This is a genomic window from Agarivorans albus (assembly GCF_019670105.1).
GTDB classification, from domain to species: domain Bacteria; phylum Pseudomonadota; class Gammaproteobacteria; order Enterobacterales; family Celerinatantimonadaceae; genus Agarivorans; species Agarivorans albus.
Genome location: NZ_AP023032.1, coordinates 2,531,955 through 2,558,185, shown reverse-complemented (window position 1 = coordinate 2,558,185; position 26,231 = coordinate 2,531,955). Strand labels below are relative to the sequence as shown.

The following is a 26,231-nucleotide window of genomic DNA, read 5'->3' as shown; positions in this document are numbered from 1 at the left end:
TCCAACTTAGGTTATTCGAGCACAGGAAGAATTCGACTTAATTTATCGAAGGTTTCTTGATATTCGGCGTCAACTTTGGAATCTGTGACAACACCGCCACCAGCCCAACTGTATATTTTTTGATTTTCGCACACTAAGGTGCGAATGGTGATATTGGTATCCATATCACCACTACTTGATATATAACCAATAGCACCACAATAAGCGCTGCGGCGGCTCTCTTCAAGCTCCTCAATAATTTGCATCGCTCGAATTTTAGGAGCTCCGGTTATCGAACCTCCAGGAAAACAAGCTGCTAATAACTGTTCTGCAGAGTAGTTCGGAGCAAGTGTTGCGCGGATTGTGCTCACCAAGTGATGCACCGCGGGGAAAGATTCGATGGCAAATAGTTTGGGGACTTCTACTGAGCCAGGGCTCGCGACTCGGCCAATATCGTTACGCAGCAAATCAACAATCATGAGATTTTCGGCTTGATCTTTCTCGGCACTAAGTAACTCGTCGGCCAGCTGTTGATCATGCTGCTTATTCGTACTTCTTGGGCGAGTACCTTTAATTGGTTTAGTTTCTATTTCACCATTTTTTAAGCTAATAAAGCGCTCTGGAGAAACGCTAAGAATACAACTGCTGGGTAAACGCATAAATGCGGAGAAAGGCGCTTGGTTGGCTGCAATAAGGCGCTGGTAAGCTTCGGCTTCTGTTCCTTGGTAGCTTGCACTAAAACGCTGCGCCAGGTTGATTTGGTAGCAATCACCACTCAACAAATACTCTTGTACTTGTTCAAATTTGTCATGGTAGGCCGCTTGGTTCATATTACTTTGCCAGGCGCTGGTTAGTTCAAACTTAGGTAACTCTTGGCTTGTTTGAATGCTTAGCCAAAGTTCACGCTGCTTTAAACGTTCAAGGGCAGTTTCTTCGTCGCCAATCTCATGCCATTGAATTAGTGTTGTGCTTTTTGTGTGATGATCAAAAATAAGCGCCCAATCATAAAAGCCTACTGCCATATCTGGAGTGCTTAAATCTTTGGCTAAGCGCTCTGGTAAAACTTCTAAGCTTCTTCCTAAATCATAGGACCACAAGCCTAAGGCACCACCTTCAAAGGGAAATACTGGAGTGCTGGCTTGCTCTTCGGGGAACAGTTGCTTGCGCAAAGACTCAAGTAACTCAAAGGGTGCTTGTTCGCTTTGGTAGTGCTGCTCGCCAACCCTAACTTTGGATGTGCCATCGCTATAGGAAATAGTGGCGATAGGATCGGCGACTAAAATATCAAACTGGTTATTCTCGTGAGAGTCGGCAGCCGATTGTAAAAAACAACACCAGTCTTGCTGTGCTAGTTGCTCGAAGAGTTGTACTGGAGAAATAGAAAAAGATTTACTAACAATCATATAGGTAGTTTTGCGTGACCATTCACTATTCGGAATTGAAGATGTAGATAAATTGTAAAAACTTAGCTTTAGGTTATAGCAGGCTTTGTGACGCAAGGGTATCATAGGCGCTGAAGGATAACGACAACAACCCTAACAGCCGTAGCAACAGCCTCGATAAAAGCTGTTGATAATAAAAGGCAATAATAAGGAAACGTGGAGACTTTATGACCATCATCCGTAAACAGGACTTTATTGACAGTGTCGCAGAATCGCTGCAATTCATTTCTTACTACCATCCCCTCGATTTTGTCACCGCAATGGCGGAAGCGTACGAAAAAGAACAGAGTATTGCTGCCAAAGATGCCATCGCCCAAATCTTAATTAACTCACGCATGTGTGCTCAAGGTTTGCGTCCTATCTGTCAGGATACCGGCATTATCACTGCGTTTGTAAAAGTAGGGATGAATGTTCAATGGGACAGTGATCTCACAGTTCAAGAAATGGTTGATGAAGGGGTTCGTAGAGCTTATACCAACCCAGATAACCCTTTACGTGCTTCTATTGTTGCTGACCCTAACGGCGCACGTAAAAACACTAAAGACAATACTCCCGCGGTAGTCCACATAGACTTAGTAGCAGGTGACAAAGTTGAGATTATGGTCGCGGCCAAAGGTGGCGGCAGTGAAAACAAATCTAAGATGGTAATGCTAAATCCATCTGATTCTGTTGCAGAGTGGGTTCTAAAAACCTTACCAACAATGGGTGCTGGTTGGTGTCCACCGGGCATGGTAGGCATTGGTATTGGCGGCACTGCAGAAAAAGCAGCAGTAATGGCTAAAGAATCGCTAATGGATCCGGTTGATATTCAAGACCTCATCGCTAAAGGCGCAGAAAATGCCGACGAAGAACTACGTTTAGAGTTGATGGACGGCATTAACAAACTGGGTATAGGTGCTCAGGGCCTTGGCGGTTTAACGACGGTGCTTGATGTAAAAGTAAAATCTTGCCCAACTCACGCGGCTTCTAAACCGGTTGTAATGATCCCCAATTGTGCAGCAACACGTCATGCGCATTTTCATTTAGATGGCAGCGGCCCAGCGGTATTAACGCCACCTAAGCTTGAAGACTGGCCAGAGATCACTTGGGATGTCGGTGATAATGTTCGCCGGGTAGATGTAAATAAAGTGACGAAAGAAGAAGTAGCCACCTGGAAAATGGGTGAAACTGTATTGCTTAACGGTAAAATTCTTACTGGTCGCGATGCTGCCCATAAGCGCATTAAAGAATACCTAGAGCAGGGTAAACCATTCCCTAATGGCGTAGATTTTAATGGTCGATTTATTTACTACGTAGGTCCGGTAGATGCAGTACGAGACGAAGCAGTTGGTCCAGCGGGTCCTACAACGTCTACCCGTATGGACAAATTCACAGACATGATGCTCGAAGAAACGGGTTTAATGGGCATGATTGGTAAAGCGGAACGTGGCCCTGCAACGGTGGATTCTATTGCTAAACATCAGTCGGTTTATTTAATGGCGGTAGGCGGTGCTGCTTACTTAGTATCTAAAGCGATTAAGAATGCCAAGGTAGTGGCTTTCGAAGATTTAGGCATGGAAGCCATCTATGAGTTTGAAGTAGAAGATATGCCAGTTACTGTAGCAGTTGATGCCGACGGTAACTCTGCTCACCAGCAGGGACCAGCAATTTGGAAGGCTAAAATTGAAGAACTAGATGCAAAACTAAGCAAGTAATATATTTAGTTTTGCTTAGGGTCTGTTGATTTATCACCGCAATAATCAGCTCGGAAGATCAACAAACCCTAATGAAAGCGGCTTAAGCCGCTTTTTTTTGTGCCATTTTTTTGTTTAACAGGTAATCGGCAGAAAATGGGCCCGCTCCCCAAATAACATTAATTAGTATCATTAAGCCCCATAGCTGGTGGTCGTAAAAACCACCGGGCCAAAGCACTGGGTATGACACGACAGCGATGATATTAAAGAAGAACAATTTCAAAGCAAAAATACGGGTAAACAAGCCAAGTACCAGAAATACCGGCAAAATTAGCTCGGCTGCAGTTCCTAGATAGGCTGCTAGCTCCCACGGTAAAATTGGCACTTGGTACTCAAGTTCAAACAGATAAAGCGTTGAATCCCAGCTGGTAAGTTTTAAATAACCTGAGCGGAAAAATACAATGGCTACCCATATTCGAGTAAACGTGAGTAATAAAGGGATAAGCAGAAACTGCATCATCTCTACGGCTTTTAGGTAGATATTATAAAGTGGCATCATTTGACTCTCCTATCTCTGATGCAAAACTAAAATGGGATAAACGTTGTAATTGAATAGATTCGCCAAGGAGGGTTTCTAACTCTGCCAAACAGTGTTGAGGCAACTCACCTAATGGACGTAGTTGCTGGCAATGGCTAAGAAACGCATAACTAAGCGGGGATATTTGCTCTAGCTGAACTTCAAAATCAGCTTGCTTAGTAAATAGTACAAAATCTTGTTCATCTAACTCGATGGCTTCAACTTGGTTTGCTTGAACCATTTGGTAGATAGAAAAAACAGGGTATTGGCTAGCGAGTAAAGACTGATGAGGCGCCAGGTGCAGCACAGCATCACCTAATTGCTCTGCTGGTATCGATTGGAGAACTTCTACAGTGAAAAGCTGGTTTGTAAATGCTTGGCCAGCCGTCTGTTCAATTTGCCAATCTAGCAGCGCGATATCTGCTAAATAGGGTAGGGTAGATAGTGCGTCTTGTTGTTGTAAGAACTTATTAAAACCTAAGCCAAAGAGGTTGAGGTCACCTTGATTATGACCATGCTGTAAAATGAAGTTTTTAGCGACAAACTTAAAGTACTCTTCACCCACTAGCTTTTGCACTGTTGGGTAACTGGCACTCAAAGCTTCGCTAAGGCTTAGCACATAGTTATTTTGGTAGATTTGTATCGACTCCTCAGCGCTTAATGCGATTTTGGCTAAGCGAGATTCAAGGCTGGTATCTGTTTGATTTAGTGAGCGAGAAAACTCTTGTTGTAGTTGTTTAAGCACAGTTCACCTCGCTTATAGCAAGATCAATATGTTTAGCTTGCGCCACTTCTTCAATGAGCACCTCTAAGGATGGAAAATCGCTGTCCCATTCAATAAGGGTGGGGATGCTATTGGCATAGTATTGCTGAAATTGGCGATACAGTTGCCATACTGGCTCACTAACTTTTTGGTTGTGGCTGTCAATAAGTACTGTTTTGTTGTCGAGTTGTTTTTCGGTATAACCCGCTAAGTGGATCTCTTTAACTGCAGCTAGGTTTAGTGTCTCTAAGTATTCTTGGTTATCCCAACCTAGGTTATGGCCACTGACATAAACATTGTTAATGTCTAACAGCAAACCGCAGCCAGTTGCTTCAACCAACCGGTTCAAAAACTCCGGCTCATGAATGTGGCTTTCATGATAGGCCAAATACGCCGAAGGATTTTCGATAAGCAGTTGTCGGCCTAAAAAGTCTTGTGCTTGGTTAACGTGTTCTATAAAAACCTGTAAGCACTCTTCCGTGTAAGGTAGGGGCAGTAGGTCGTTATAAAAGCGCCCGTTAATGCTGCTCCAGCTTAAATGCTCAGAGACGATAAAAGGATTAACATCATCAATTAATGCTTTTAGTTTCTCTAAATGTGTTTTGCTTAATGCATCGAAGGACCCTAGCGACAAACCAACCCCGTGCACACTAATAGGACTGTGCTCAGCTATTTGCTTAAGTAGATGATAATCGTATGAGTGAGGGTTGAAGTAGTTCTCAGCGTGTATCTCTAGCCAATCCAATTGCTGGTGTTTGTTTAGCAATTGTTCTGCATAAGCTGAGCGTAAACCAAGCCCGTATTGTTTTTTTGTCATAGTGGTGTTCGTTTAAGCGAGGGGGTAGGGAGGCTGCCGAACCAAGTTTAGCTGGTTCGGCAGTTACAAATTAGCTAGATTGTTTGCTACCACCAGCTAGTTTGTCACATAAGCCTTTTGGTAATACAACAAAAGCGTCTGATTGGTTGTCAGCTGTAGCTGTGCCGGCACATGAGCTATTTTTGGTAGCACAGTCATTCTTGCCCGCTTTGGCTACGCCGTAACATTTCTCTTTACCTGCAGCAACAGCTGGAGTAGCGGTAAGAGTACCCAATGCGATTAAACCAGTTACTGCTGTAGCGATTGCAATGTTTGAACCTTTCATAATATTTCCTTTATCAAATTGTGTCGTGTTAAGTACAACTTGTTCACTTAGTTGTAGCTAAGGAAACCGCATTACTAAAGAAAAAATTTCGTGAGTTGTGAAAAAATATCAACAATAGAGCAAAGGTTTTTACAATTTTATATTAAGTGGCTTTTTGTTAGTGCTAGGCATGGCGCGGCTTAGGTCTTGATTTTGTTAGCTTTAAAAAAGTTATTTATTTTTTTGATTTTTTTAGTGAAAGATTAGGTTGCAGCTATGTAAAATTAGCTCGCTAGTCACTAGCGAGAGACTTACCAAAACTAACTAAGATTTACCCTTAAGTTACTGTCGAAAATTATGCTGCTATGTTTTAAACGAACTCTAGGCTGCATATTGTTATCAGCTTAAGGAAACTTCTTGGTATGTGGCTTGTCTACAACAGCGCTTGTAACAGTTACGTGCTTTTTTCTACAAATTAGTTAATTATATCAATACATTGTTTTAACAGGTTGAATTTATGAAACAGCTTATCTTGGCTAGCGCCTTGACACTTTTGGCTAGCGCCTGCACAACGGTAGTTGAAGAAGAGCAAGCTCAGCGCAAAGAACAACAATATCGCGATACCATTATTGTCAGTGCAGAGCCCGGTTTTACTGTGTTTAAGCAACAAACAGTATGTGGTCATCCATTGCTAGAAGAAGCCCTGCGAAACCCCCAACGCTCCGATGTGCATGCTTATGATGCGTTTCATGAAGCCTTTGCTCAAAAATTTGAAGACTTAGGTATCCACTATTTATCTCAAGCTGATGATAGCTGCGATTACTGGATGGCTTTTGCATTGCCTACCAGTCAAAAATTAAGTGATGAACAATTGATGACTTTGTTTGGGGTATCGCCAGGATTGGCGGATGACGGCAACCAAGACTTTCAACGTGCCACCTTAATGATGAGTTTGTATACCGCCCAGTCTAATTACAAAATGTGGCAAGTAAGTCTGCAAGCCTTCGCCCAAGTTGAAACCGACGAAATGGGGCGCCGCCAAATAGCCATTAAACCAGAAGGAGTGGATTACGCGGTAAACCGTGTATTTGCTTATTTAAGTGTTAAAGATGCGTTGTAAATAGCAGGCAAAAAAAAGCCCAGCTACAGGGGGCGCTGGGCGTTCAATTTAAGTATTTAATTGCAGTGGCATAGATTAAGACCCAGCGTTTTCGAGAAAGTTTCAAAAATCTTCATTTTTTTCTTAAAAAAATCCGAGTTCAGTTCTCGTTTTTAGTTTCACCCGCAAATTATGCCTAGCGAATGATTGACATCTGAAGGCCTTAAACGTAGATTTTAAACAGGTGTTTTATTTTTAAGGTGTCATAGTGAGACAAGGAACTAAAAGTAAGATCCTCGATGCAGCTGAACGTTTATTCGCTGAACGAGGATTTGCCGATACCTCGTTGAGGTTAATTACTTCTCATGCTGAGGTTAATCTTGCCTCGGTAAATTACCATTTTGGTTCTAAAAAAGAACTTATCCAAGCCGTTCTTATGCGCTACCTAGAGCAATTTATGCCCTTGGTAGACAAAGCGATGTTAGAACATATAGAAGGTGATAGACCGCCTAATCTGGACCAAGTGTTCTCTTCGTTTATTGACCCCTTGCTTGAAATGAACCAAGTGAAGAAACACGGTACCGCAATGTTCCTACTATTATTAGGACGAGGGTATACCGACAGCCAAGGGCACCTACGTAAATTTATTACTCATCACTTTGGAGAAGTACTCAGCCGTTTTCAAGAAGCGGTGAGATTAGCTTATCCAGAGTTATCTGATAGCGATATATTTTGGCGTTTGCATTTCACCTTAGGAACAGTGGTGTTCACCATGGCATCGAGCACAGCCCTAAAAGATATTGCCAGCGCCGACTTTAATGAAGATTTAAATACCGAAGGATTAATCAGAAAAGTAATCCCCTATTTGGCAGCCGGTGTGGGTGCGCCAACCTAAACAATAAAAACTATAAAGTACGTGAAATAAGGATTTGACCATGACTATTTTGTTAATGTTAATAACCGCCGTGGTGGTGCTGTTGTGCATACCCGATACGCGTAAAAAGCTGGTAACTCGACCTGCTTTTAAAGTGTTTAAGAAAATTCTTCCTCCCTTATCTCAAACCGAGAAAGAAGCGATGGAAGCCGGTTCTGTATGGTGGGATGGCGAATTGTTTGGCGGCAAGCCAGATTGGAACAAACTGCACAATTACCCAAAAGCTACTTTAAGTGAAGACGAACAAGCCTTTATGGATGTTCAAGTGGCCACGCTTTTAGACATGCTGGATGACTTTGATATTGTGCAAAATCAACGTGATCTACCACAGCAAGTATGGGACTACTTAAAAGCCGAAGGTTTCTTCGCACTTATTATTCCTAAATCTTACGGTGGCAGAGAGTTCTCGGCCATCGCCAACTCAACCATCGTAAGTACCATCGCTACTCGCAGTTTGTCTGCGGCTGTAACTGTAATGGTTCCTAACTCCTTGGGCCCTGGTGAGTTGTTGCTTCACTATGGTACTCAAGAGCAAAAAGATCATTGGTTGCCAGGATTAGCTGACGGTACTCATGTTCCTTGTTTCGCGTTAACTGGCCCTGAAGCTGGCTCTGACGCCGGCGCAATTCCCGATAAAGGCATAATTTGTAAAGGTGAGTTTAACGGCGAAGAAGTGGTTGGTATTCGTTTAAACTGGAACAAGCGTTACATTACCTTAGCACCGGTGGCTACAGTAGTGGGTTTGGCGTTTAAGCTTTATGACCCTGAAGGATTGTTAGGTGATCAAGAAGAGTTAGGTATTACTTGTGCGCTTATTCCTGCCGACCACCCTGGTGTTCGCACTGGTGATCGCCACTTCCCACTGGGCTTAGCGTTTATGAACGGCCCAACTTTTGGTGAAGATGTATTTATCCCGCTAGATTGGATTATCGGTGGCGCTGATTACGCGGGTAAAGGCTGGCGTATGTTGGTTGAATGTTTATCTGCTGGTCGCGGTATTTCTTTGCCGGCCCTTGGCACCGCTGTGGGCCATATGAGCTCGCGTACAACCAGTGCATACGCTTACGTTCGTAAGCAATTTGGCTTATCAATTGGTCGTTTTGAAGGGGTCGAAGAAGCGCTTGCTCGAATAGGTGGCATGACTTACCAACTAGAAGCGGCTCGTCGTTTAACTGCAGGCGCTTTAGATTTAGATCAAAGCCCAGCCATCGTTACCGCTATTGCTAAATATCACATGACCGAAATGGCGCGTACAGTATTAGACGACGCCATGGATATTCACTCTGGCCGTGCGATTCAGTTAGGTGCCATGAACTATCTTGGCCACGCTTATAATGGTGTACCTGTAGCAATTACTGTAGAAGGCGCAAATATTCTAACCCGTAACTTGATGATCTTTGGTCAAGGTGCAACTCGTTGTCATCCATATGTACTTAAAGAGCTACAGGCTGCGGCAAATCCTGATGAAGAAGCAGGTTTGGCAGAATTTGATAGTTTGCTTCTAAAACACATTGGTTTTGGTGTTGGCAACTTTGCGGGTAGTTTATTCCAAGGTTTAACTGGTGCTGCGTTTAACTCAAGCCCAGTATCGGGCGACACTGCGGTTTATTATCGCCAGTTAACCAGAATGAGCCGCGGATTAGCGCTATGTGCCGATATGTCTATGCTAATTCTAGGTGGCGATCTTAAACGTAAAGAGCGTATCTCTGCCCGTTTAGGTGATGTGTTAAGTAATCTTTATCTAGCTTCTGCCACCTTAAAGCATTATGAAGATCAAGGCCGTCCAGCAGAAGACTTACCTTTTGTTAAGTGGGCAGTTGAGCGTAACTTGCATGAGATTGGCGTTGCTTTTGAAGGCTTCTTCCAAAACTTCTCAAACCGTGTTGTCGCCCGTGTGCTTAAAACTGTTGTCTTCCCTTATGGCAATCGCTTTAAGTTGGCCGATGATCAAATAAGTCATCAAATTTGTGAAACCATGATGACGCCAGGAGCTGCACGCGAACGCTTAAGTCACTTGTGTGTAACTACTGGCGGTGAAGGTGACGCAGTAGCGATTATTGAGCAAGCATTCTTAGCTATGTATAAGGTTCGTCCTTTAGAGCGCAAAATTGCTAAGGCACAAAAAGCCGGCCAGTTACCGCGTAAAGTTGCCCTAGCTGAGATTGTTGAGAAAGCTCTAGTGCAAGACATTCTTTCTAAGGAAGAAGCAAGTAACTTGCTAGAAGCAGATAAGTTGCGTTACCAAGCTATTCAAGTTGATCACTTTGAACCTGGTGTATTAGAAGCGAAAAATGCACCTATAGAGTCAGAAGTTAACGTAGCTTAGCGTTACAGCAGTTTGTAGAAAAAGGATGCTTTAAGCATCCTTTTTTATTGCCTGATATCTAACAGTTAATCTTCAAAGAAGTCTAATAGCGTAGATGTAAGACTTAGGTGGTTATCAGAGTTATCTTGTGTATTTTACGCGCTAGGTTTAGTGGTTTGAACACAACTAATAAGGGATGCTGCAGTTAACGTATCGAGCGGGTAATAGAATACTTAGTGCGGAACTGTTTAACGCTAATGGTGCTGGAGAGCGTTAAGTGCAAATGCTGACAAACAGGCACAAAAAAGCCAGCTTTCGCTGGCTCTTAGTAGATATTTTACAATGATTTATCAGTGCGCGAGTCTTTAAGGCTTTGTTTTACTTTACGTAGATTCTCTCGGAATTTTTCGCCTCGGCGTAGGGTAAAGCCGGTAGCCAATACGTCAATCAGTGCCATTTGCGCAATGCGTGATGCCATAGGCATGTAAACGTCTGTGTCTTCTGGTACATCCATAGACAATACAAGGTTACATTCTTTAGCCAGCGGAGAGTCTTTACTGGTAATGCCAATAACTGTTGAGTCGTTTTGTTGAGCAAGTACCGCGATATCAATCATCGCTTTAGTGCGGCCAGTATGCGAAATCAAAATAATCACATCTTCTTCGGTAGCTACAATGCAGCTCATGCGCATCATTACTACATCGTCAAAGTAACTAACCGGCACATTAAAACGGAAGAACTTGTTTAATGCGTCTTGAGCAACCGATGCAGAAGCGCCTAGACCAAAGAAAGAGATTTTCTTGGCTTGGGTCAATAAATCTACAGCGCGATTTACTGCATTAGGGTCTAAACTGTTTTTTGCTGCTTCGAGGCTCGCCATAGACGATTCGAAAATCTTAGAGGTATAAGCTTCTGGGCCATCTTCTTCGTCAACATGGCGGTTAACGTAAGGTGTGCCGTTAGCTAAGCTTTGAGCTAAGTGCAATTTAAAGTCTGGGAAACCTTTAGTGTCTAAGCGCCGACAAAAGCGGTTTACTGTCGGTTCACTTACGTCAGCGAGTTTTGCTAATGCAGCAATACTTGAATGAATCGCCGTTTGAGGGGAGGCGATAATTACCTCAGCAACCTTACGTTCTGATTTGCTGAAGTTTTCTAAATTTTTAGTAATTTTTTCAAGCGTATTCATAATATCCGTTATTTTTAGCGCATTTGTTATGTCGACGTTGTCAAATGTAATAATTTTTCAACAAAATTATATGTCATACAATTACACAGACACTTTAGTAAAACAAGCTGAATTATGAGCAATCATAGACTAGAGAGGGATTTTATAGTTTGAGCTAGGTCTAATATCTTTGAAAATGAGTATGCAATTAGTAATTTACTAACGAAATTTCAGAACAAAAGCGGTAAAATTCGACAACATAAATATAGTACAGCCATCTTAATCTGAGTTTGTTAGGATGCGTAATAATATTTTTCTATTTTTTGAACTTGGTATGAAGGAAAACAAAATGGCCGGTTTTGGTTTAATTGCCGACGTAGGTGGTACAAATATTCGTTTAGCACTTGTTGAACTTAAAACAGGTGAAATAGGGCGTTTAAAAAAGTATTTATGTGCTGACTACCCAAGCATCGCTGATGTGATTTCCCTGTACCTTAAAGAGCAGCAAGAGACTGTAACTCAAGCTTGTGTTGCCATTGCTTGTCCTACTGACAAAGATTGGATCGCGATGACCAATCACAGCTGGGCCTTCTCTAAGAAAGAAGTACAAGAACAATTAGGCTTTGAAGGTTTCCACGTAATTAATGATTACACTGGCATTGCTATGTCGATCCCAACATTGACTGATGAGCAAAAAATCCAAGTGGGCGGTGGCGAAGCTAAAACAGGCGCACCAATCGCAGTATACGGTCCTGGTACAGGTCTAGGTGTAGCCCACTTAATTCACCACGACAGCGAATATGTATGTATTCCGGGTGAGGGCGGCCACGTAGAGTTTGCCGCAAATGATGAAAAAGAAGCACATGTTTTAGCCTTTTTGCAAAAACGTCTTGGCCATGTTTCGGCAGAGCGCCTACTTTCCGGCCCAGGTCTAGTAAACATATACAAGGGTCTAATGGATATGCATGGTAAAACAGCAGAGGATTTCCAGCCCTCTGATGTTACTACTCGTGGCTTAGACGGCAGCTGTCCAGTGTGTGTAGAAGCAATGGAAGTGTTCTGCCGTGCTTTAGGCTCGTTTGGCGGTAACTTAGCGCTTAACATGTCTACCTTCGGCGGCGTATACATTGCTGGCGGTATCATTACACGCTTTATGGATTTCTTTAATAACAGTGAGTTCCGCAAGCGTTTTGAAGATAAAGGGCGTTTTGTAGATTTTGTGGCAAAAGTGCCTGTTTACATCATTACTGAAGAACAGCCTGGCTTGCAGGGTGCAGCTGCTTACTTACGTCAAAGTAACGGCTACCGTATCTAGGTCCAACAGCTGTTTAATGAAAAAGAAGCTTCGGCTTCTTTTTTTGTTTGAGTCAGCAAAAATTGTTTAAGAACTCGGCAGTTGCCAGTATTTGGCCAAAAAGTTATTGACCCAAACATAAGTGATCCGTAATCTAGCGCCTCATTATTGCTAAGCGCAATAAATCAAATAAGGTGACGTGTCCGAGTGGCTGAAGGAGCACGCCTGGAAAGTGTGTAAGGGGCAACCCTTCGAGAGTTCGAATCTCTCCGTCACCGCCATCTTCAAGTTTAAAGACGTCCAAGGACGTCTTTTTTCTTTTCTAATATCCAATGCAAACAATAAGATAACGATCCAACATCGTTCATTGGCATTGATTGATATCGCTGTAAAACACGTTTGTAACACTACCATTTGGAAGCATTGTTCTTTAATTGCGAACACCGCTTTTTGAATCGACGCCTCTACTGTTTCATTATCTGGTGCGACTTTATAATGCTGCTTCCCTCCCTCCTTCTTTTGAATGATTCAATCCATCAAACCTGATTAATAGGTTTATTAAATCCTCTTTATGATTGGCTCCAGTTACACGCAAAGCGTATTACTCATATGGATTATTTAGCGTCGTATAACTTTGAATTGGCGCTAAGCAACACAACTGAGTTCTACATATTTTAATTGTTATCATATTTAGGATATTCCATGACACACGATAAACACGCAGACTTAAGCCCTTACGAGCAATTTAATGTTGAGCTTCCTCAGCAGTTCCCTGAACAAGGCATGGCAGCCCGTGCTGCAGCAGCTTTAGTTAAAAGTGAATGTTGGACCGATGCAAACCCAATGCTTAATTTGTCATCATTCGTTACTACATTTGTAGAGCCTGAAGCCGCTGAGATTTTTAAGGACGGTTCATTCCGTAACTTTGCAGATCCAGATATGTATCCTCACACTAAAGCAACTGAAGAAAAGTGTGTTAATTGGTTACATGATTTATGGAATGGCCCTAAAGATGTTGAACCTTATGGAGCGGCAACAATTGGTTCTTCAGAAGCATGCATGTTGGCTGGATTAGCACACAAGTGGAACTGGCGCCAAGCTCGAGAAAAAGCAGGTAAAGATGCCTCAAGACCAAATATGGTAACTGGCGGTAACGTTCAGATTGTTTGGAAAAAGTTTCTTAAGTACTTCGATGTAGAGCCTCGTATTGTTCCTTTAAAGCCTGGTCAATACCGACTAACTGCAGAGCAACTTGACGAGTACGTTGATGAAAACACTATCTGTGTAGTGGGTATTGCTGGTCAAACTTTCACCGGTGAAGATGATGATTTTCAAGCTATTCACGATTGGTTAGATGCCTACGAAGAAAAAACAGGTATTTCTATCCCAATGCACATTGATGCGGCTTCTGGTGGCTTTGTTAATCCTTTCTTATATCCAGAATATGAATGGGATTTCCGTTTGCCACGAGTGCAATCTATTAATGCCTCTGGCCATAAATTTGGTTTAGTGCCTCCAGGACTAGGGTGGGTAATCTTTCGTGAGCGTGCCGTTTTCAATGAAGATTTAGTTTTCTACGTAAATTACCTTGGTGGCGAGGCCGCAACAGCAACGCTTAACTTTAGTAAGAGCTCTGCTACGGTTATGGCTCAATACTACAACTTCATTCGTTTAGGCAAAGATGGCTACACCCGCATCATGAAGCAAACTGTTGAAAATGCAGAGTATTTGCGTGACCGTTTGTTAGCCACCGGTAAATTTAAAGTGATGAATGAAACCCAGCGGATACCAGTAGTTGCGCTAACACTCGATGAATCAGTGACTAACTACAACGAGTTTGATATCTCAAACAAAGTACGTGAGCGTGGCTGGATATTATCGGCTTACTCTATGCCTGCCAATGCTCAGGAAGTGAACAGTTTACGTATCGTTGTTCGTCCTCACTTAAACCGCGATGCCGCGGAAATATTAGCCAAAGATATTGAAATGGCCTGCGAGTATTTAGAAGAGCATGGTGGTAATGCTACACCTCCAAAACTTCATGACTTACATAAAGTGTCGCCAGGCAAGTGCTAAGTATCGGCACATTATGAAGTAGTGGAATAGAAGAAGTAGTGCTTACTTCTTCTATTTTGTCTTAAATGAAGGTGGTTTCTAATTATGAATGTTCGAACGAAACTGGCGGGCGTATTGGCTGCGCCTCCAAAATACATTTTAAGCCTTATACTGGGCTTATGTTTTTTATTAACTCTGTTTGTTGGTAACGCTTATGCGTCAACAATTGAATCTGAGGCTTCCAGCGGTATTGCTTGGGCTTTAAGTTATTTAGCGAGTAACCCTTTTGCTTATCTGTTTTTAACCTTAGCGATTGGATACCCCATTGGCCGAATTACCGTTGGAGGAATCAATTTAGGTGCTACGGCGGGCACTTTGGTCACAGGTATATTAATTGCTCTGGCCTCTAGTGCACTTTATGGGATTACCTATGATATCCCAGGCTTAGTAGAAGATATTTTTCTGATGCTGTTTATGTATGCCTTAGGTATGCGAGTTGGTCCTCAGTTCTTTTCTGGCTTGGCAAGAGGTGGTGTTGACTTCTTAGTTATTGGTTTAATTGTTGTTTTCTCCAACTTCTTAATCGTTTTCTTTGGCGTGAAAGTGTTAGACCTAGGGCCTGGTTATGCAGCAGGTATTATTTCGGGAAGTTATACAGTGACCGCTGTAATGGGTGTGGCTCAATCAGCAGTAACTAGCGGAGCTTTCCAATTACCTGAAGGTGTAACAGCTGATACGGTAGGTGCCAATATGGCTGCAGGCTATGCCATTAGCTACGTATTATCCTCAATATTCATTATTTTGTTGATTAAATACTTACCTAAGATGTTTGGCAAAGATGCTGTGCTTGAAGCCCAAAAAGCAGAACAAGAATTTAGTGGCGGTGAAGATGGTGGTGCTCTACCAGGTACAGCAGGCACTTCTATTTTAGGGTTCACCGATAAGCAGATCCGCTCTTATAAAGTTGAACACGCAGAGTTGGTTGGCAAATCCGTTAGCCAATTGTTCAAAATGAATCCTCATGCAGCAATTCTAAAAGTAGTGCGCGGTGACGAAGTGATTGATGCTGAAAAAGATCCTTCTATACAGTTAGGCGATATTGTTGGTGTGTTGGGCGATTACAATCTATTACTCAATGGCAAAGATAAAGTTGGTAAAGAAGTCTCGGAACCTCGCGCCAGAATGGTAGATATTGAAGTTGCGGATATTCATGTAGGTAAAACAAGGTTTGCAGGAAAAACGCTAGCAGAAATGGGCCGAAAGATTGGTTTTGGTTTACATCTAAAGTCGTTGTTTAGAGCTGGTGTGGCAATACCACATCTTCCTAAAACCATTGTAGAAAAAGGCGATGTATTACGCCTTGCTGGTCCTGCATGGTGTGTAGAACAAGCAGCTAAATCGCTTAAAGCTACACCAATAGTTGAAAGTGCTTATACCGAAGTATCATTTATGTCATTAGCCTTATTTATTGGTTTTGTGATTGGCCATGCTAGTGTTGAAATTGGCGGAATTCCATTTGCATTAGGTACTTCTGCTGGCTGTATGTTGATGGGGATTTTAGTGTCTTGGTTGCGTACGCGTAATCCAGATTTTGGTGGCCCAACTAGTGAAGGGGCAAGAGCCTTCCTAAATGACATTGGTTTAAGCTTATTTGTGGCGGTTCTAGCTGCTGGAGTTGGACCTAAAATTATGTCTTCATTCCAAGGTACTATCGTGCTTTGGATAGCAGTACTAGGTTTGTTAGGCGCTTTAGTGCCACCATTCTTAGCTTGGCTCTACGGTTACTACATTAGAAAGATGAACCCGGTCATATTAGCTGGAGCTTGTGCTGGAGGACGAAATAGTACGCCTGCGCTAAATGGTATTCAGGACATTTCGCAAAGTGGTATTGCTGCCGTAGCTTACCCAGTACCCTATGCGCTTACCTCTGCAATAGTCTTGATCTTAGGTTACATGGCCATGGTGTTCTCATAACCCTTAACGATTAAGCATGCACTTATCATTTGTAAAGCCTTAATAGCAGCTTGCTATTAAGGCTTTTTATTCATAAGACTACAGGTACCTTTAATGACACAACCTACAGGTATACGTATTGCAATTAATGTGATGCGAGCCCGCCTAACGATTGTGGGCTTTATCATCGCTATTGTATCTTTTCAAATTTCGACCTTATTCAATATTGATGGTGGCATTGCGCTGCCTGGCGTGAATAACGGTGTCCATATCAGAGCTGATATGGCGTTATTTGTAGCACTCGCTTTATCGGTTATTTCGTTGATTTGTTTTATTGGTTCATCAACGATGGACGAGTTAGGAGCTTGCGACCATTGGTTATTCGTAGTGGGTGATTTGCTGATGTATCTAGCTCTAGCAAGCGCGATTACCGGCTTTTTTATGCCTTTAACTGAACAATTTTCGCTTATCGCAATGCAAGCGCCAATGCATAAAAGCCAGCTAGCCATGTTTCGCTTAGCCATTGTTACGCTAGGCTCTATCGCGTGGTTTGCTGCTGTATATCTTGGTCCAATAGTCTCGTTGCTACGCTCACCATTTTCCAAAAAAACTAATATAAGTTTGAGATTTGGGTATCTTGCTTTATTAGTTGGCTTGTTTTGGTTTAACCACCAAGTATTGTTATTTGAAGCTAGCTACTTACCTAAGCCTCTACCTGGCCAAGGTAACTATTGGTATGAATTATTACAGCCACTAACTTGGTGACCTTAAGTCTTTTTCACAGAATCCATCACTCCATAACTCCATAACTCTTATTCCTTAGGATTAAAACTTTGTGAGCTCGTAAATGCTCTAGAAGCCAACTTCGTTAGTGCGGTAACTTGTGTTGGCTAAAACAAGGCATCCAGTTGCTGGCTTATATTGAATAGGTAGGACTTGATCCATCAATGCTGATTAACGTTGCTCGAACACTTCTAATAATATGCCTGTATCTATATAGGGCTGGGTATTCCAGTTCAGTTTAAGGCGGTGTCATAGCCTTCCCATTTTAACTAAGTAGAGAAGTCGCATCATGAAAGGCATTATTTCTGTTCAATCACATGTTGTTTATGGCCATGCTGGAAACAGCTCGGCGGTGTTTCCACTGCAACGTATGGGTTTTGAAGTTTGGCCCGTTCATACCGTGCAGTTTTCTAATCATACGCAATATGCTCAAGGGTGGACTGGCCAATGCTTTCCGGCAGATGCCATCTCTGATTTAGTGAAGGGAATTGATGCAATAGGGCAGTTACAACAATGCCAAGCTATTGTATCTGGCTATTTAGGCGATGCCGCTCAGGCAACCTCATTAATTGCCGCCGTAGACATGGTTAAACGGGTTAATCCAAAGGCGATATACGTTTGCGATCCTGTTATGGGTGACCCTGATAAAGGCTGTATTTTAGCAGAAGGTATTAGCGAGTATTTGGTTGAACATGTAATGCCAAAAGCAGATGTGATAGTGCCTAATCAATTTGAATTAAGCCGCTTTGTAGGGATGGAAATAACCACCTTAAATGAAGCTATCGAGGCATGTCAGAAGGCTTTAACAAAAGGGCCTAAAGTGGTGTTGGTTAAACATCTTCATAGTTTATCAAAGCAGCAGTTTTGCATGATGATGGCTGATTCAAGTGGCTGCTATTTGGTTAAACGCCCTAATTTAGAATTTGATAAAGCCCCTGTGGGCGTGGGCGATCTGATTTCGGCGCTATTTACTGGAGGCTTATTGAAAGGTTGGCCACCCACTATGGCTTTAGAGCATGCTAACAACGCGAGTTTTGGTGTGTTAGAGGCTACTCGGCAATGTGGTGAGTGGGAGCTGCAAACTGTTTATGCACAAGATCAGCTAAGTGAGCCTCGCCACAGCTTTGCTGCGTCAAAAGTGGCTTGAGGTAGAGACGATGTTTAATACAAAAACCTTAATACAGATTGTTTTGGCTACTTTAGCGTTAAGTGCTTGTAGTTCGCATCATGAGCTAGACAAACGCGTAACCGAAAAAAACTATCAACAAGTAGCGTTAATAGCCGAGCAATCATTGAGTGAACCCTTGCGCTTTTGGGGCAATGAGGCACCAAATTTCCTATATGACAAAGACGCAAATACTACAGTATTACGAACCTCATCCAATTCGCTAAATATTCTTGCCTTATCTGGCGGGGGAGCAAACGGTGCCTATGGTGCTGGCATTATTAATGGGATGTATGAAAGCGGCAACTTACCTGATTTTGCTGTGGTCACTGGGGTAAGTGCTGGAGCTCTTATTGCGCCATTTGTCTTTGTAGGTGGCGACGACATTGTCACTATGAAAAACATCATGTTAGGTATTAGTGATAAGCGCATTTTGGCGAAGCGCAATTATTTAAATGCGGTATTTAAAGACGGGGTTAGTAGTGGGCAAGGCTTAAACGAATTTATTGCTGCAACGTTTGATGAGCAAATGATCGCGAAAATTGCTGCTACACATAACAGTGGTAAGCGCTTGTTTATAGGTACAACTCATTTTGATTCTGGTAGACAAGTTGTTTGGAACTTAGGTCAAATTGCGGCAAGTGATCATCCCAATAAGGAGCAGCTGATTCATCAAGTGCTAAGTGCTAGCTCATCTATACCCGGCATTTTTCCTCCGCAGTTTATTGAAGTAAACGCTAGTGGCGAAAGTTTAGAAGAGATGCATGTAGATGGCGGCCTTAGTGCGCAAATGTTTGCCGACCCCGCAGGTTTTGATTACAACAACATAGCCCAGGCTTTAGGCATTGATAGCTTACCAAATATATATGTGGTGCGTAATGGTCGACTAGATCTACCTTATCAACATTTGAAGGACAGAGGTGTAGAGTTGCTTGGGCGCAGCGTTCAAAGCTTAACCCTCAATCAAAATCGTGGTGATTTGTATCGAATTTTATATTTTAGTGAAAAGTTTAACTTTGACACCAAATTCACCTACGTTACTGCAAACTTTACTGAGAAGAAAAAGAGTAAAAAAATGTTTGATGAAGACTATATGTTGGCGCTTTATCATTACGGTTTTACGAAAGCAATTAACAAGCAACAGTGGCACACAGAGTTACCCTAATCGTGCTCGCTTGCTTAATATGAGGCGAAGACAAGTTCATCTTGCTTCGCCCTTGCCACCAGATAGCTTGTTTTCGTTATCTAGCTCTTCGTTCGTTAATGTACGCAACAACCAGTGACTCTACATCTTTCTTTATTTCCATTATCGCTTTAGAGCGCGGTGCCCAAAGCGCAATAGGAAACTGAAAATCATCTCTCACTTCGTTCAAGTTAAGCTTTTGTAGTTGTAACAAATCGCCCAGGTCTTCAATTGTGACCCTTGGTAATAATGACCATCCCACACCTTGCTGAACTAAGCTAAGTAATAGCGAGAAGTCTTCAATAACTTCGTAATTAGATGACAATAGAATTTTTTGAGAGATTTCATCATCTAAATAAGCTTTTAGTATCAGCTGTTTGCTGGTCTTTAAAGCACCAAATATTTGGTCGTTTGGTAATTCTGCCAGAGGGCTATTTTTAGCTGTGTAAAGACCAAAAGTAAGGTAACAAAGGAAGGTAATATCGAAACTCGTAATAGGGGTGCGTTGATCTACATTTACAAAGCCCAGTTGTATTGAATCATCTTCGATCCCTGCTTTAACCTCTTCTTTGGTTTTAATTAGAAAGTTAACTTTCATTGCCGGGTATTTTTCTAATAAAAGCTGACGAATACTCACTAATACATCACTGGGAATTAGACTTGTATAGGCAATATTTAGGCACTCTAATTGCCCGTAAGATAGGCTAAGTGCCATTTTGTTAAAGGATTTAGCTTGCTCTATTGTTACCTTGGCGTAGCTATATAAAAGTTGCCCTTCACTGGTGGGTTTAGCGCTTCTGCCGATTCGCTCAAACAGCTCAACGGCCAGTTGGTCTTCTAGATTGGTTATCACTTGGCCAATGGTGGTTCTGTGTTTGTTTAGTTTAACCGCTGCCTCACTAAATGAGCCCTTTTCATAAACCGCTACAAATGCTGCAAGTTGTTCCAGACTAAAATGCATGTGGATTTGATCCTTCAAGTCCGATTATCACTGAGCAAAGCATAGCACTATTCTAGGTAGCAATATAAACACCTACCGTTTTAAAAGAGCTATCCCATGAAAACTAAACAGAGCCTTGCCCGTGGCACCTTAATGGCAAACGTTGGCGCAGTGGCAACGGCGATCCGTATCGCTGAACAACCGGATGCTCGGTACATTGAACAGAAGTATGCGCAAATACTTAATCAAGGTGCAGAACCTTTGTTGCCTGTATCAGCGAGCTTGCAGGGATTTTCACTTGAGCAAATTCGTCACGCCCACAAAAACTTTAGCCCTAAGCAATTTGTTATGGGGGGCAACGACGCACTTATTTATAACTCGTATTTAAATCGTTTTTTGCCGTCCTCGTTTGTGAATCCAGCGGAATCTAATCATCGACTTGCTCGGTCAATTAACCCATTAATAGGCGAGGTAATAGGTAAAAACCAAACTTGTAGTTTAAACGACTATGTTTCTTTACCGGAAAGCCGAGTGCAAGGCTTAATTATTGTTCAGGCTGGTAAGGTGGTATTCGAGCTCTATCCAGGAATGAAAGCCGCGCAAAACCATGTATGGATGGGGCTGTCGAGTTTAGCAATTAGTATGGTGTTTGCTCAGTTTATTGATGAAGGGAAGATTGATATAGATAGATCTATAAGCGTATACCTTCCAGAGTTTCGCAATACCGAGTGGGACAGGGTGAGCATTCGTCAAGCGATTAATGGTACTAGTGGTTTAAACATTACTCCTACTCAACAGACAATGTTTGACCCCAATTCCTATATGTCTCGTTTCTTAGCGGCTCAATTTGGCCGGCCAAATGCATACACCGGTTACCAAGAAAACTGGCTCGACATTGTAAAACAAATTAAAAGAGAAAGAGGGGGCGAAGCTGCCACTGAACAAGGGGTTGGCCCAATAACACGAGCCGTTTTAGCTTATATTGCGGAAGAAATTGAACAGCTGCCTTGGACACAAATTTTTGAAAACAGAATTTGGGGAAATATTAAGGCAGAGGCGCCGATGGTGGTGACCTTAGCGCCAGATGGTACCGCTTTAAGTCATGACTTTATATTGTCTTCGATAGAAGATGCAGCTCGCGTAGCAATGTTACTTTGTCCTAGTTGGCCAATTATTACCGATACTCCGGTATTGCCTGCCAAGCTTACGCAGGACATGAGAAAACGAACTGGATTAGCGCGAAACAGTGCGTCGCATGCATTTAATTTTGACAAGGTTTATGACGATGGGGCGCGTTGCTTACAAGGCTATTTTGGGCAAGGCATGTATATCGATACTAAGCGCGATTATGTTGCGGTGTATTTTTCGTCACAAGCTTTTGAACCTTTGAGCTGCCCTTCAAAAATGATGGAGTATTTACGAGCGGCTGCAAATCAGTTTTATTAGTTTTGAGGATGTGATCCTTCATTCGCGATTAACTCTTTCCGTTTTTACGTTTTAATCTCAGCGTATATCGATTAACACCAAGGCAAAACCATGTTCCAAGAATACTTACCTAAAGAAATTGCAGTTGGGGAGATTTATTTCCCGCCGCTACTTATTGCGTTTGGTGCTGCTTATGTAGCGGCAAATTTGACCATGGTGCTAATTGGCCGTTTAGACGCGATGAAATATTTATATGCGCCTGTGTTAGTTGAATTATCACTGTTGGTGATATACGCGGTTGCGCTAAGCCGTTACGTTTTTCCTGCATAAAACACTAGGAAATTTAAATGAAAACCAAAATATTAACTGTATTGCTAGTGGTTGTTGCCGCTACGTTGGCAGGATTAAAGTACCAGCATTATCTTGCTAACCCTTGGACTCGTGATGCGTTGGTAAGAGCTAATATTGTAGAGATTACTCCCCGTGTTACTGGGCCGGTTGTTGCCATATATATTTCGGATAACCAGCGAGTAAAAAGCGGTGACTTGTTGTTTGAAATTGATGATAGCGTCTATCTAACGGCAAGCCAGCAAGCAAATGCAAATTTAGCCCAAGCAAAAGCAGTTTTAGCCAGGGCTAATAACGAACAGCAAAGAATGAGTGCTCTAGAAAAACGCACTCCAGGCTCGGTACCGGTAATCACATTAAATAATTTGCAAAATGATGTTCTGTCCGCGCAGGCAAATGTTAAGGCTGCGTCTGCTGCGCTAAAGGGGGCTGAGCTTAACCTAAGTTTTACAAAAGTGTATGCCAGCAAAGATGGTTACATTACCAACTTCAATTTAGCTGAGGGTGCTCATGTAGTCGCTAATCAACCAGTTGTTGCGTTAATTGACGAATCTAGCTTTTGGATCGAAGGCTTCTTTAAAGAAACGGATATAGAAGCGATGCAGCAAGGTAACATGGCTAAAATCACTTTGATGAGTTACCCCGATACGCCACTAAAAGGCCAAGTAAGCAGTATTGGTTATGGCATAGCGCAAGCAGACGGCAGCACGAGTACTCATATGCTGCCAAGTGTTAACCCTAACTTTGAATGGATACGCTTGGCCCAGCGGCTCCCGGTTAAAATTACCGTGACCGAGCTCCCAGCTAATGTTCAGTTAAGAGTAGGGACTACAGCTTCAGTTATGATTAACAAGCAGGTATCCGCTAATGAGCGTAGCTAGCATAAAAGCGATTAAAGTTGCCATTAGCCTAAGTTTAACCATTGTACTAGCGCTAAGCTTTGGTTGGGAGAAACCCTATTGGGCAGCTATCGCGGTGGTAGTAATGGCAACCACCGAAAGCTTTAGCCACGCATTACATAAAGCAAGGCAGCGAGTGATTGGCACTGCCAGTGGTGTAGTGCTGGGGTTTGCATTATTGGCTTTATTCGGCCAGCAGCGGGAACTGTTTTTGCTAAGCGAGCTTATATTGGGGGGAATTGCCGCATACATGTCTGCCCGCTCGAAATACGCTTATGTTTATAAAATGGCGTTTATAGTGGCAGTGATCGTCTCGTTAGCGAGCGGTTTAAGCCAGTCGCTAAGTTTCAACCTCGCAGTGCTTAGGGTGCAAGAAACGATATTAGGGGTAGTTGTTTATTCACTAGTTTTTAGCTTGTTGTGGCCAGAGGAGAAAGATCCTAAAACACTGCCGAAGCAAGTCCTTCTTAGCCAAGCAGAGGGTAGTTTACGTGCAATTAAGTTTGTTGTCGTTACCCTAGTCAGTTGGATGTTATGGATATATCTGCCTATGCCTGGAGGATTTATGTTTCCACTCATTGCTGCAACTATGGGCCTTAGCATTATCGAATTTCCTTACCACTACCTCAACAAGATATTAGGATTAGTCTACGTTTGGGCTTGTATTGTGCTTACTCAGTATGTGTTTGTGTTACCACTTTTAGACAATGCATGGCAGCTTGGGACATTTTATTTTGTGAATACATTTGCCGTTTGGCGTTTGTTTCCAAAGGATAATCAAGTACCAATGCGGATCCTTGGTGGCCAGTTTTTGGTATTGCTAACGATGAACGCTCAGCACTTAAGGCCGGTATTTGATATAAATGCCTCATTGCAGATGCTGTTATTCCTGAGCCTAATTTTAATTATCGTGCGTTTTGTTATTCACTTTGTAGATACATTTTTTAGCACAACCATGTTGCCTGAGGCTAAGTGAGCCGACAACAATTGTTAATTGGCTTGCACTTTTCTCCTCTGGTAAACGCGCTGTATAGCGATAACCTTCTATTCATTACCACTATTCTGCAAAGGGCCCATAGCTAGCATTAATCTTATTAGGTTACGTTTTTGTGGTGCTGTCTTTGCAGCCTTCATCGATGCTCTTTTGAGTATCTAATCCGAACAAGGATGTTGGGTGATCTTGTCTTTATCTAGTTAACTATCCGGCGTTATCTCTTTTGTTAAAACCTACAAGCTCGATAGTTCGCCAGGTATTGGATAAGGCTAATAATTAAACTGAGGATTCGATCCATCATCACTGATTAACGCCTTAATCTTGCCTCTTTTATTCTACGACCATCAGCAGAGCGGGGAGTCGTTGCCAGCTCTATTAATTCGTTGACCTAACGTAATAGTTAGATAGGGACGTTTGCTTATACGTTTCGTTGATAAACCTTTTGAGTTTTTCAATTTGGAACTGTAATGACAACACTTTACAACACAACACCACGCTCTTGGATAAAAGCAGCATTACTATCTAGTTTCATGTTTTCTGCAACTGCATTTGCGGAACACGAAGATACCTCTAACTTAGAGAATGCAAATGAATTTAGCGAGTTGCGCGATCTAAATATTCCTGAACATCTTCCTGGCTTGGCCTTAAGTGATTTAGGACAAACTGAGCACTTTGTTGAGCACGTAACAAAAAGCTTTACAGGAAAGCATGGTACCGAAACAACAGAGTACTTTTTGGTCCATAGTACCGACCTTAAAGGCCGCATGAATCTGAACATTCGTTACAAAGAAGAAAGCCTAAAACACAGAAGGGGCTTATTAAAAGAAATCGAGAAGCTGGCGATGACAGAATACAAGTTGCGCCAATACGCGAGTACCTACGACAAAAGTTCGTTGCAGGTTGACCAGAATAACGATGGTAGTGCGACGGTGAGTTTTAACTACTCAAAGTTTGCGCTGCCACAAGACTTAGCATTTTTCCGATTTATGCAAGTGAAAATGACGGTAAGAAACGGTTTAGTGAAAGAAATGGTTATTACCAATAATCAACCGTTCAAACACGATCTAGGAAAAGTAAACAAGTATCGCCAGGTACTTAAACTTGAAGTGCTAGATACCGGTGAGTACGTTATTAAACACAAAGAGGTAAACGCAACAGGTACATGTAAAGGCCATGCTTGCGAATTAGACATGGAAATCAAACCGGTCGCGTTTTACGACAATGCTGCGGGAGCCATTATTAAGGATCAGCAGTTACTTTCAGAGATGTCTGATCCCCGTGTTCGCGAAGAAAACGTAAAATTAGAAAATGTTCTTCCATTTTTTGGCGATACGTTACGTAGAAAGGGCATCGATTTGCCAAAACCTTATGGGTTTTCTATGGCTTACCGTGGTCAAGAGACTAACTTCGATTTTACCAGCTTTAGTGTTTTTGGTTTAAGCCCAGCACTTTTAGAAACTTTCTTTGACCCAGAAAAAACTCATGCGGTAGTAAATACCGAGAGCTTTACCCTTCGTGGGGACGCCTACATCTTGCCATTTTGGAATGTATTTGGCTTGGTAGGAAAGCTAAACGTAGATGCCGATGTACAAGCCCATTTTAAAGGGATCGATCAGTGTATTGGTCTGGTGGTTGGAGACAAGTGTTTAGGTGAACACATTTACGTTCCATCGGGTGATTTTAACGTTCCAATTCACCTTCAATATGACTTACTTGGTGCAGGCACCACCTTGTCTATCGGATATAAAAACTTGTTTGCCTCGCTAACTGGCACTGTAACCAAAACCAAAATGAATGGTGCAGATGATTGGGGTGGCAGTATTTTTACCGCGCAACCGATGCTTGGTTACCAGTTTCAGCAACAACGAGCTCAAGTGTTTATTGGTGCTGAATATCAAGGATACGATGACTACATGACAGGTACTGTACGTTTCCAAGGTATTGAAATGGACTATAACGTAGGTATTCGCAGTCAACGTTGGGCTGGCCTCATTGGCTTTAATAAAGAGCTAGACAAAAACTTCAATATCACTGGCATTATTAATGTGGGTAAAGACCGCACAGCTGCCACCTTAAATGTTGGTTACCGTTTCTAAGTATTGTTGAGCAAGGAAGCTCGTTTAAGTTCTCTATC

At 42.4% G+C, this 26,231-nt stretch carries 22 protein-coding genes and 1 tRNA gene; 16 read left to right on the top strand and 7 right to left on the bottom strand.

The features are described from left to right. Positions 1-11: 11 nt before the first annotated feature. Positions 12-1,382, bottom strand: coding sequence for an aminodeoxychorismate synthase component I (pabB, locus tag K5620_RS11765; protein WP_016401853.1), 1,371 nt, complete (start codon positions 1,380-1,382; stop codon positions 12-14). Between the two features lie 206 nt (positions 1,383-1,588). Here pabB and K5620_RS11760 point away from each other — a divergent pair, with 206 nt between their 5' ends. After that, on the top strand, positions 1,589-3,115 hold the full coding sequence (locus K5620_RS11760; protein WP_016401852.1) for a fumarate hydratase: 1,527 nt from the start codon (positions 1,589-1,591) through the stop codon (positions 3,113-3,115). An 82-nt stretch (positions 3,116-3,197) separates the two neighbouring features. Here K5620_RS11760 and K5620_RS11755 read toward each other — a convergent pair whose 3' ends face one another. From K5620_RS11755 to K5620_RS11740, 4 genes are all read right to left on the bottom strand, one after another. After that, positions 3,198-3,653, bottom strand: coding sequence for a DoxX family protein (locus K5620_RS11755; RefSeq protein ID WP_221077365.1), 456 nt, complete (start codon positions 3,651-3,653; stop codon positions 3,198-3,200). Beyond that, positions 3,637-4,416 carry an HvfC/BufC N-terminal domain-containing protein gene (locus K5620_RS11750; protein ID WP_016401850.1) on the bottom strand — a complete coding sequence of 260 codons (780 nt, stop codon included), beginning with the start codon at positions 4,414-4,416 and terminating at the stop codon, positions 3,637-3,639. The genes K5620_RS11755 and K5620_RS11750 overlap by 17 nt, the downstream gene beginning before the upstream one ends. Then, the gene (gene bufB, locus K5620_RS11745; RefSeq protein ID WP_016401849.1) at positions 4,409-5,251 is read right to left on the bottom strand and encodes an MNIO family bufferin maturase; all 843 of its coding nucleotides are present in this window, start codon (positions 5,249-5,251) and stop codon (positions 4,409-4,411) included. Before bufB ends, K5620_RS11750 begins: the two co-directional genes overlap by 8 nt. A gap of 70 nt (positions 5,252-5,321) precedes the next feature. Further along, a complete protein-coding gene (locus K5620_RS11740) occupies positions 5,322-5,576 on the bottom strand; it encodes a BufA1 family periplasmic bufferin-type metallophore (protein ID WP_016401848.1) in 255 nt (84 codons plus the stop codon). A gap of 496 nt (positions 5,577-6,072) precedes the next feature. On the opposite strand from K5620_RS11740, the gene K5620_RS11735 reads away from it, so the two are divergent. From K5620_RS11735 to K5620_RS11725, 3 genes are all read left to right on the top strand, one after another. Continuing rightward, positions 6,073-6,675: a hypothetical protein gene (locus K5620_RS11735; RefSeq protein WP_016401847.1), complete on the top strand. Its 603-nt coding sequence runs from the start codon at positions 6,073-6,075 to the stop codon at positions 6,673-6,675. 247 nt (positions 6,676-6,922) lie between these two features. After that, entirely contained in the window at positions 6,923-7,549 is a 627-nt protein-coding gene (psrA, locus tag K5620_RS11730; RefSeq protein WP_016401846.1) for a TetR family transcriptional repressor PsrA, read from the top strand. Between the two features lie 40 nt (positions 7,550-7,589). Then, positions 7,590-9,914 (top strand): acyl-CoA dehydrogenase, encoded by a 2,325-nt coding sequence (locus tag K5620_RS11725; RefSeq protein ID WP_016401845.1) that lies wholly within the window; start codon positions 7,590-7,592, stop codon positions 9,912-9,914. A gap of 316 nt (positions 9,915-10,230) precedes the next feature. Here the strand turns inward: K5620_RS11725 and K5620_RS11720 are convergent, their stop codons facing one another. Next, positions 10,231-11,079 carry a MurR/RpiR family transcriptional regulator gene (locus K5620_RS11720; protein WP_016401844.1) on the bottom strand — a complete coding sequence of 283 codons (849 nt, stop codon included), beginning with the start codon at positions 11,077-11,079 and terminating at the stop codon, positions 10,231-10,233. Positions 11,080-11,407: 328 nt separating this feature from the next. Between K5620_RS11720 and K5620_RS11715 the strand changes: the two genes are divergently transcribed. The 7 genes from K5620_RS11715 (at position 11,408) to K5620_RS11685 (ending at position 19,473) form a co-directional block, all read left to right on the top strand. Further along, entirely contained in the window at positions 11,408-12,373 is a 966-nt protein-coding gene (locus K5620_RS11715; RefSeq protein ID WP_016401843.1) for a glucokinase, read from the top strand. Positions 12,374-12,545: 172 nt separating this feature from the next. After that, positions 12,546-12,633: transfer RNA gene (locus tag K5620_RS11710), tRNA-Ser, on the top strand. 421 nt (positions 12,634-13,054) lie between these two features. Continuing rightward, complete coding sequence (gad, locus tag K5620_RS11705) at positions 13,055-14,428, top strand: glutamate decarboxylase (RefSeq protein ID WP_016401841.1); 1,374 nt, start codon at positions 13,055-13,057, stop codon at positions 14,426-14,428. Positions 14,429-14,512: 84 nt separating this feature from the next. Further along, a complete protein-coding gene (locus K5620_RS11700) occupies positions 14,513-16,381 on the top strand; it encodes an aspartate:alanine exchanger family transporter (RefSeq protein WP_016401840.1) in 1,869 nt (622 codons plus the stop codon). 93 nt (positions 16,382-16,474) lie between these two features. Further along, the gene (locus tag K5620_RS11695; RefSeq protein ID WP_016401839.1) at positions 16,475-17,125 is read left to right on the top strand and encodes a hypothetical protein; all 651 of its coding nucleotides are present in this window, start codon (positions 16,475-16,477) and stop codon (positions 17,123-17,125) included. Positions 17,126-17,432: 307 nt separating this feature from the next. After that, a complete protein-coding gene (gene pdxY, locus K5620_RS11690) occupies positions 17,433-18,290 on the top strand; it encodes a pyridoxal kinase PdxY (protein ID WP_016401838.1) in 858 nt (285 codons plus the stop codon). Between the two features lie 10 nt (positions 18,291-18,300). Further along, positions 18,301-19,473, top strand: a complete 1,173-nt coding sequence (locus K5620_RS11685) for a patatin-like phospholipase family protein (protein ID WP_221077364.1) — start codon at positions 18,301-18,303, stop codon at positions 19,471-19,473. A gap of 76 nt (positions 19,474-19,549) precedes the next feature. On the opposite strand, the gene K5620_RS11680 is transcribed toward K5620_RS11685, so the two are convergent. Next, on the bottom strand, positions 19,550-20,452 hold the full coding sequence (locus tag K5620_RS11680) for a LysR family transcriptional regulator (protein ID WP_016401835.1): 903 nt from the start codon (positions 20,450-20,452) through the stop codon (positions 19,550-19,552). 96 nt (positions 20,453-20,548) lie between these two features. Between K5620_RS11680 and K5620_RS11675 the strand changes: the two genes are divergently transcribed. The 5 genes from K5620_RS11675 to K5620_RS11655 all read left to right on the top strand — a co-directional run bounded on the left by K5620_RS11675 (position 20,549) and on the right by K5620_RS11655 (position 26,193). Further along, positions 20,549-21,877: a serine hydrolase gene (locus tag K5620_RS11675; RefSeq protein ID WP_016401834.1), complete on the top strand. Its 1,329-nt coding sequence runs from the start codon at positions 20,549-20,551 to the stop codon at positions 21,875-21,877. Between the two features lie 90 nt (positions 21,878-21,967). Next, positions 21,968-22,186, top strand: coding sequence for a DUF1656 domain-containing protein (locus K5620_RS11670; protein WP_016401833.1), 219 nt, complete (start codon positions 21,968-21,970; stop codon positions 22,184-22,186). A gap of 17 nt (positions 22,187-22,203) precedes the next feature. After that, positions 22,204-23,085 (top strand): HlyD family secretion protein, encoded by an 882-nt coding sequence (locus K5620_RS11665; RefSeq protein ID WP_016401832.1) that lies wholly within the window; start codon positions 22,204-22,206, stop codon positions 23,083-23,085. Continuing rightward, positions 23,072-24,079 (top strand): FUSC family protein, encoded by a 1,008-nt coding sequence (locus K5620_RS11660; RefSeq protein ID WP_016401831.1) that lies wholly within the window; start codon positions 23,072-23,074, stop codon positions 24,077-24,079. The genes K5620_RS11665 and K5620_RS11660 overlap by 14 nt, the downstream gene beginning before the upstream one ends. 485 nt (positions 24,080-24,564) lie before the next feature. Further along, positions 24,565-26,193 carry a hypothetical protein gene (locus K5620_RS11655; RefSeq protein WP_016401830.1) on the top strand — a complete coding sequence of 543 codons (1,629 nt, stop codon included), beginning with the start codon at positions 24,565-24,567 and terminating at the stop codon, positions 26,191-26,193. Positions 26,194-26,231 lie beyond the last annotated feature (38 nt).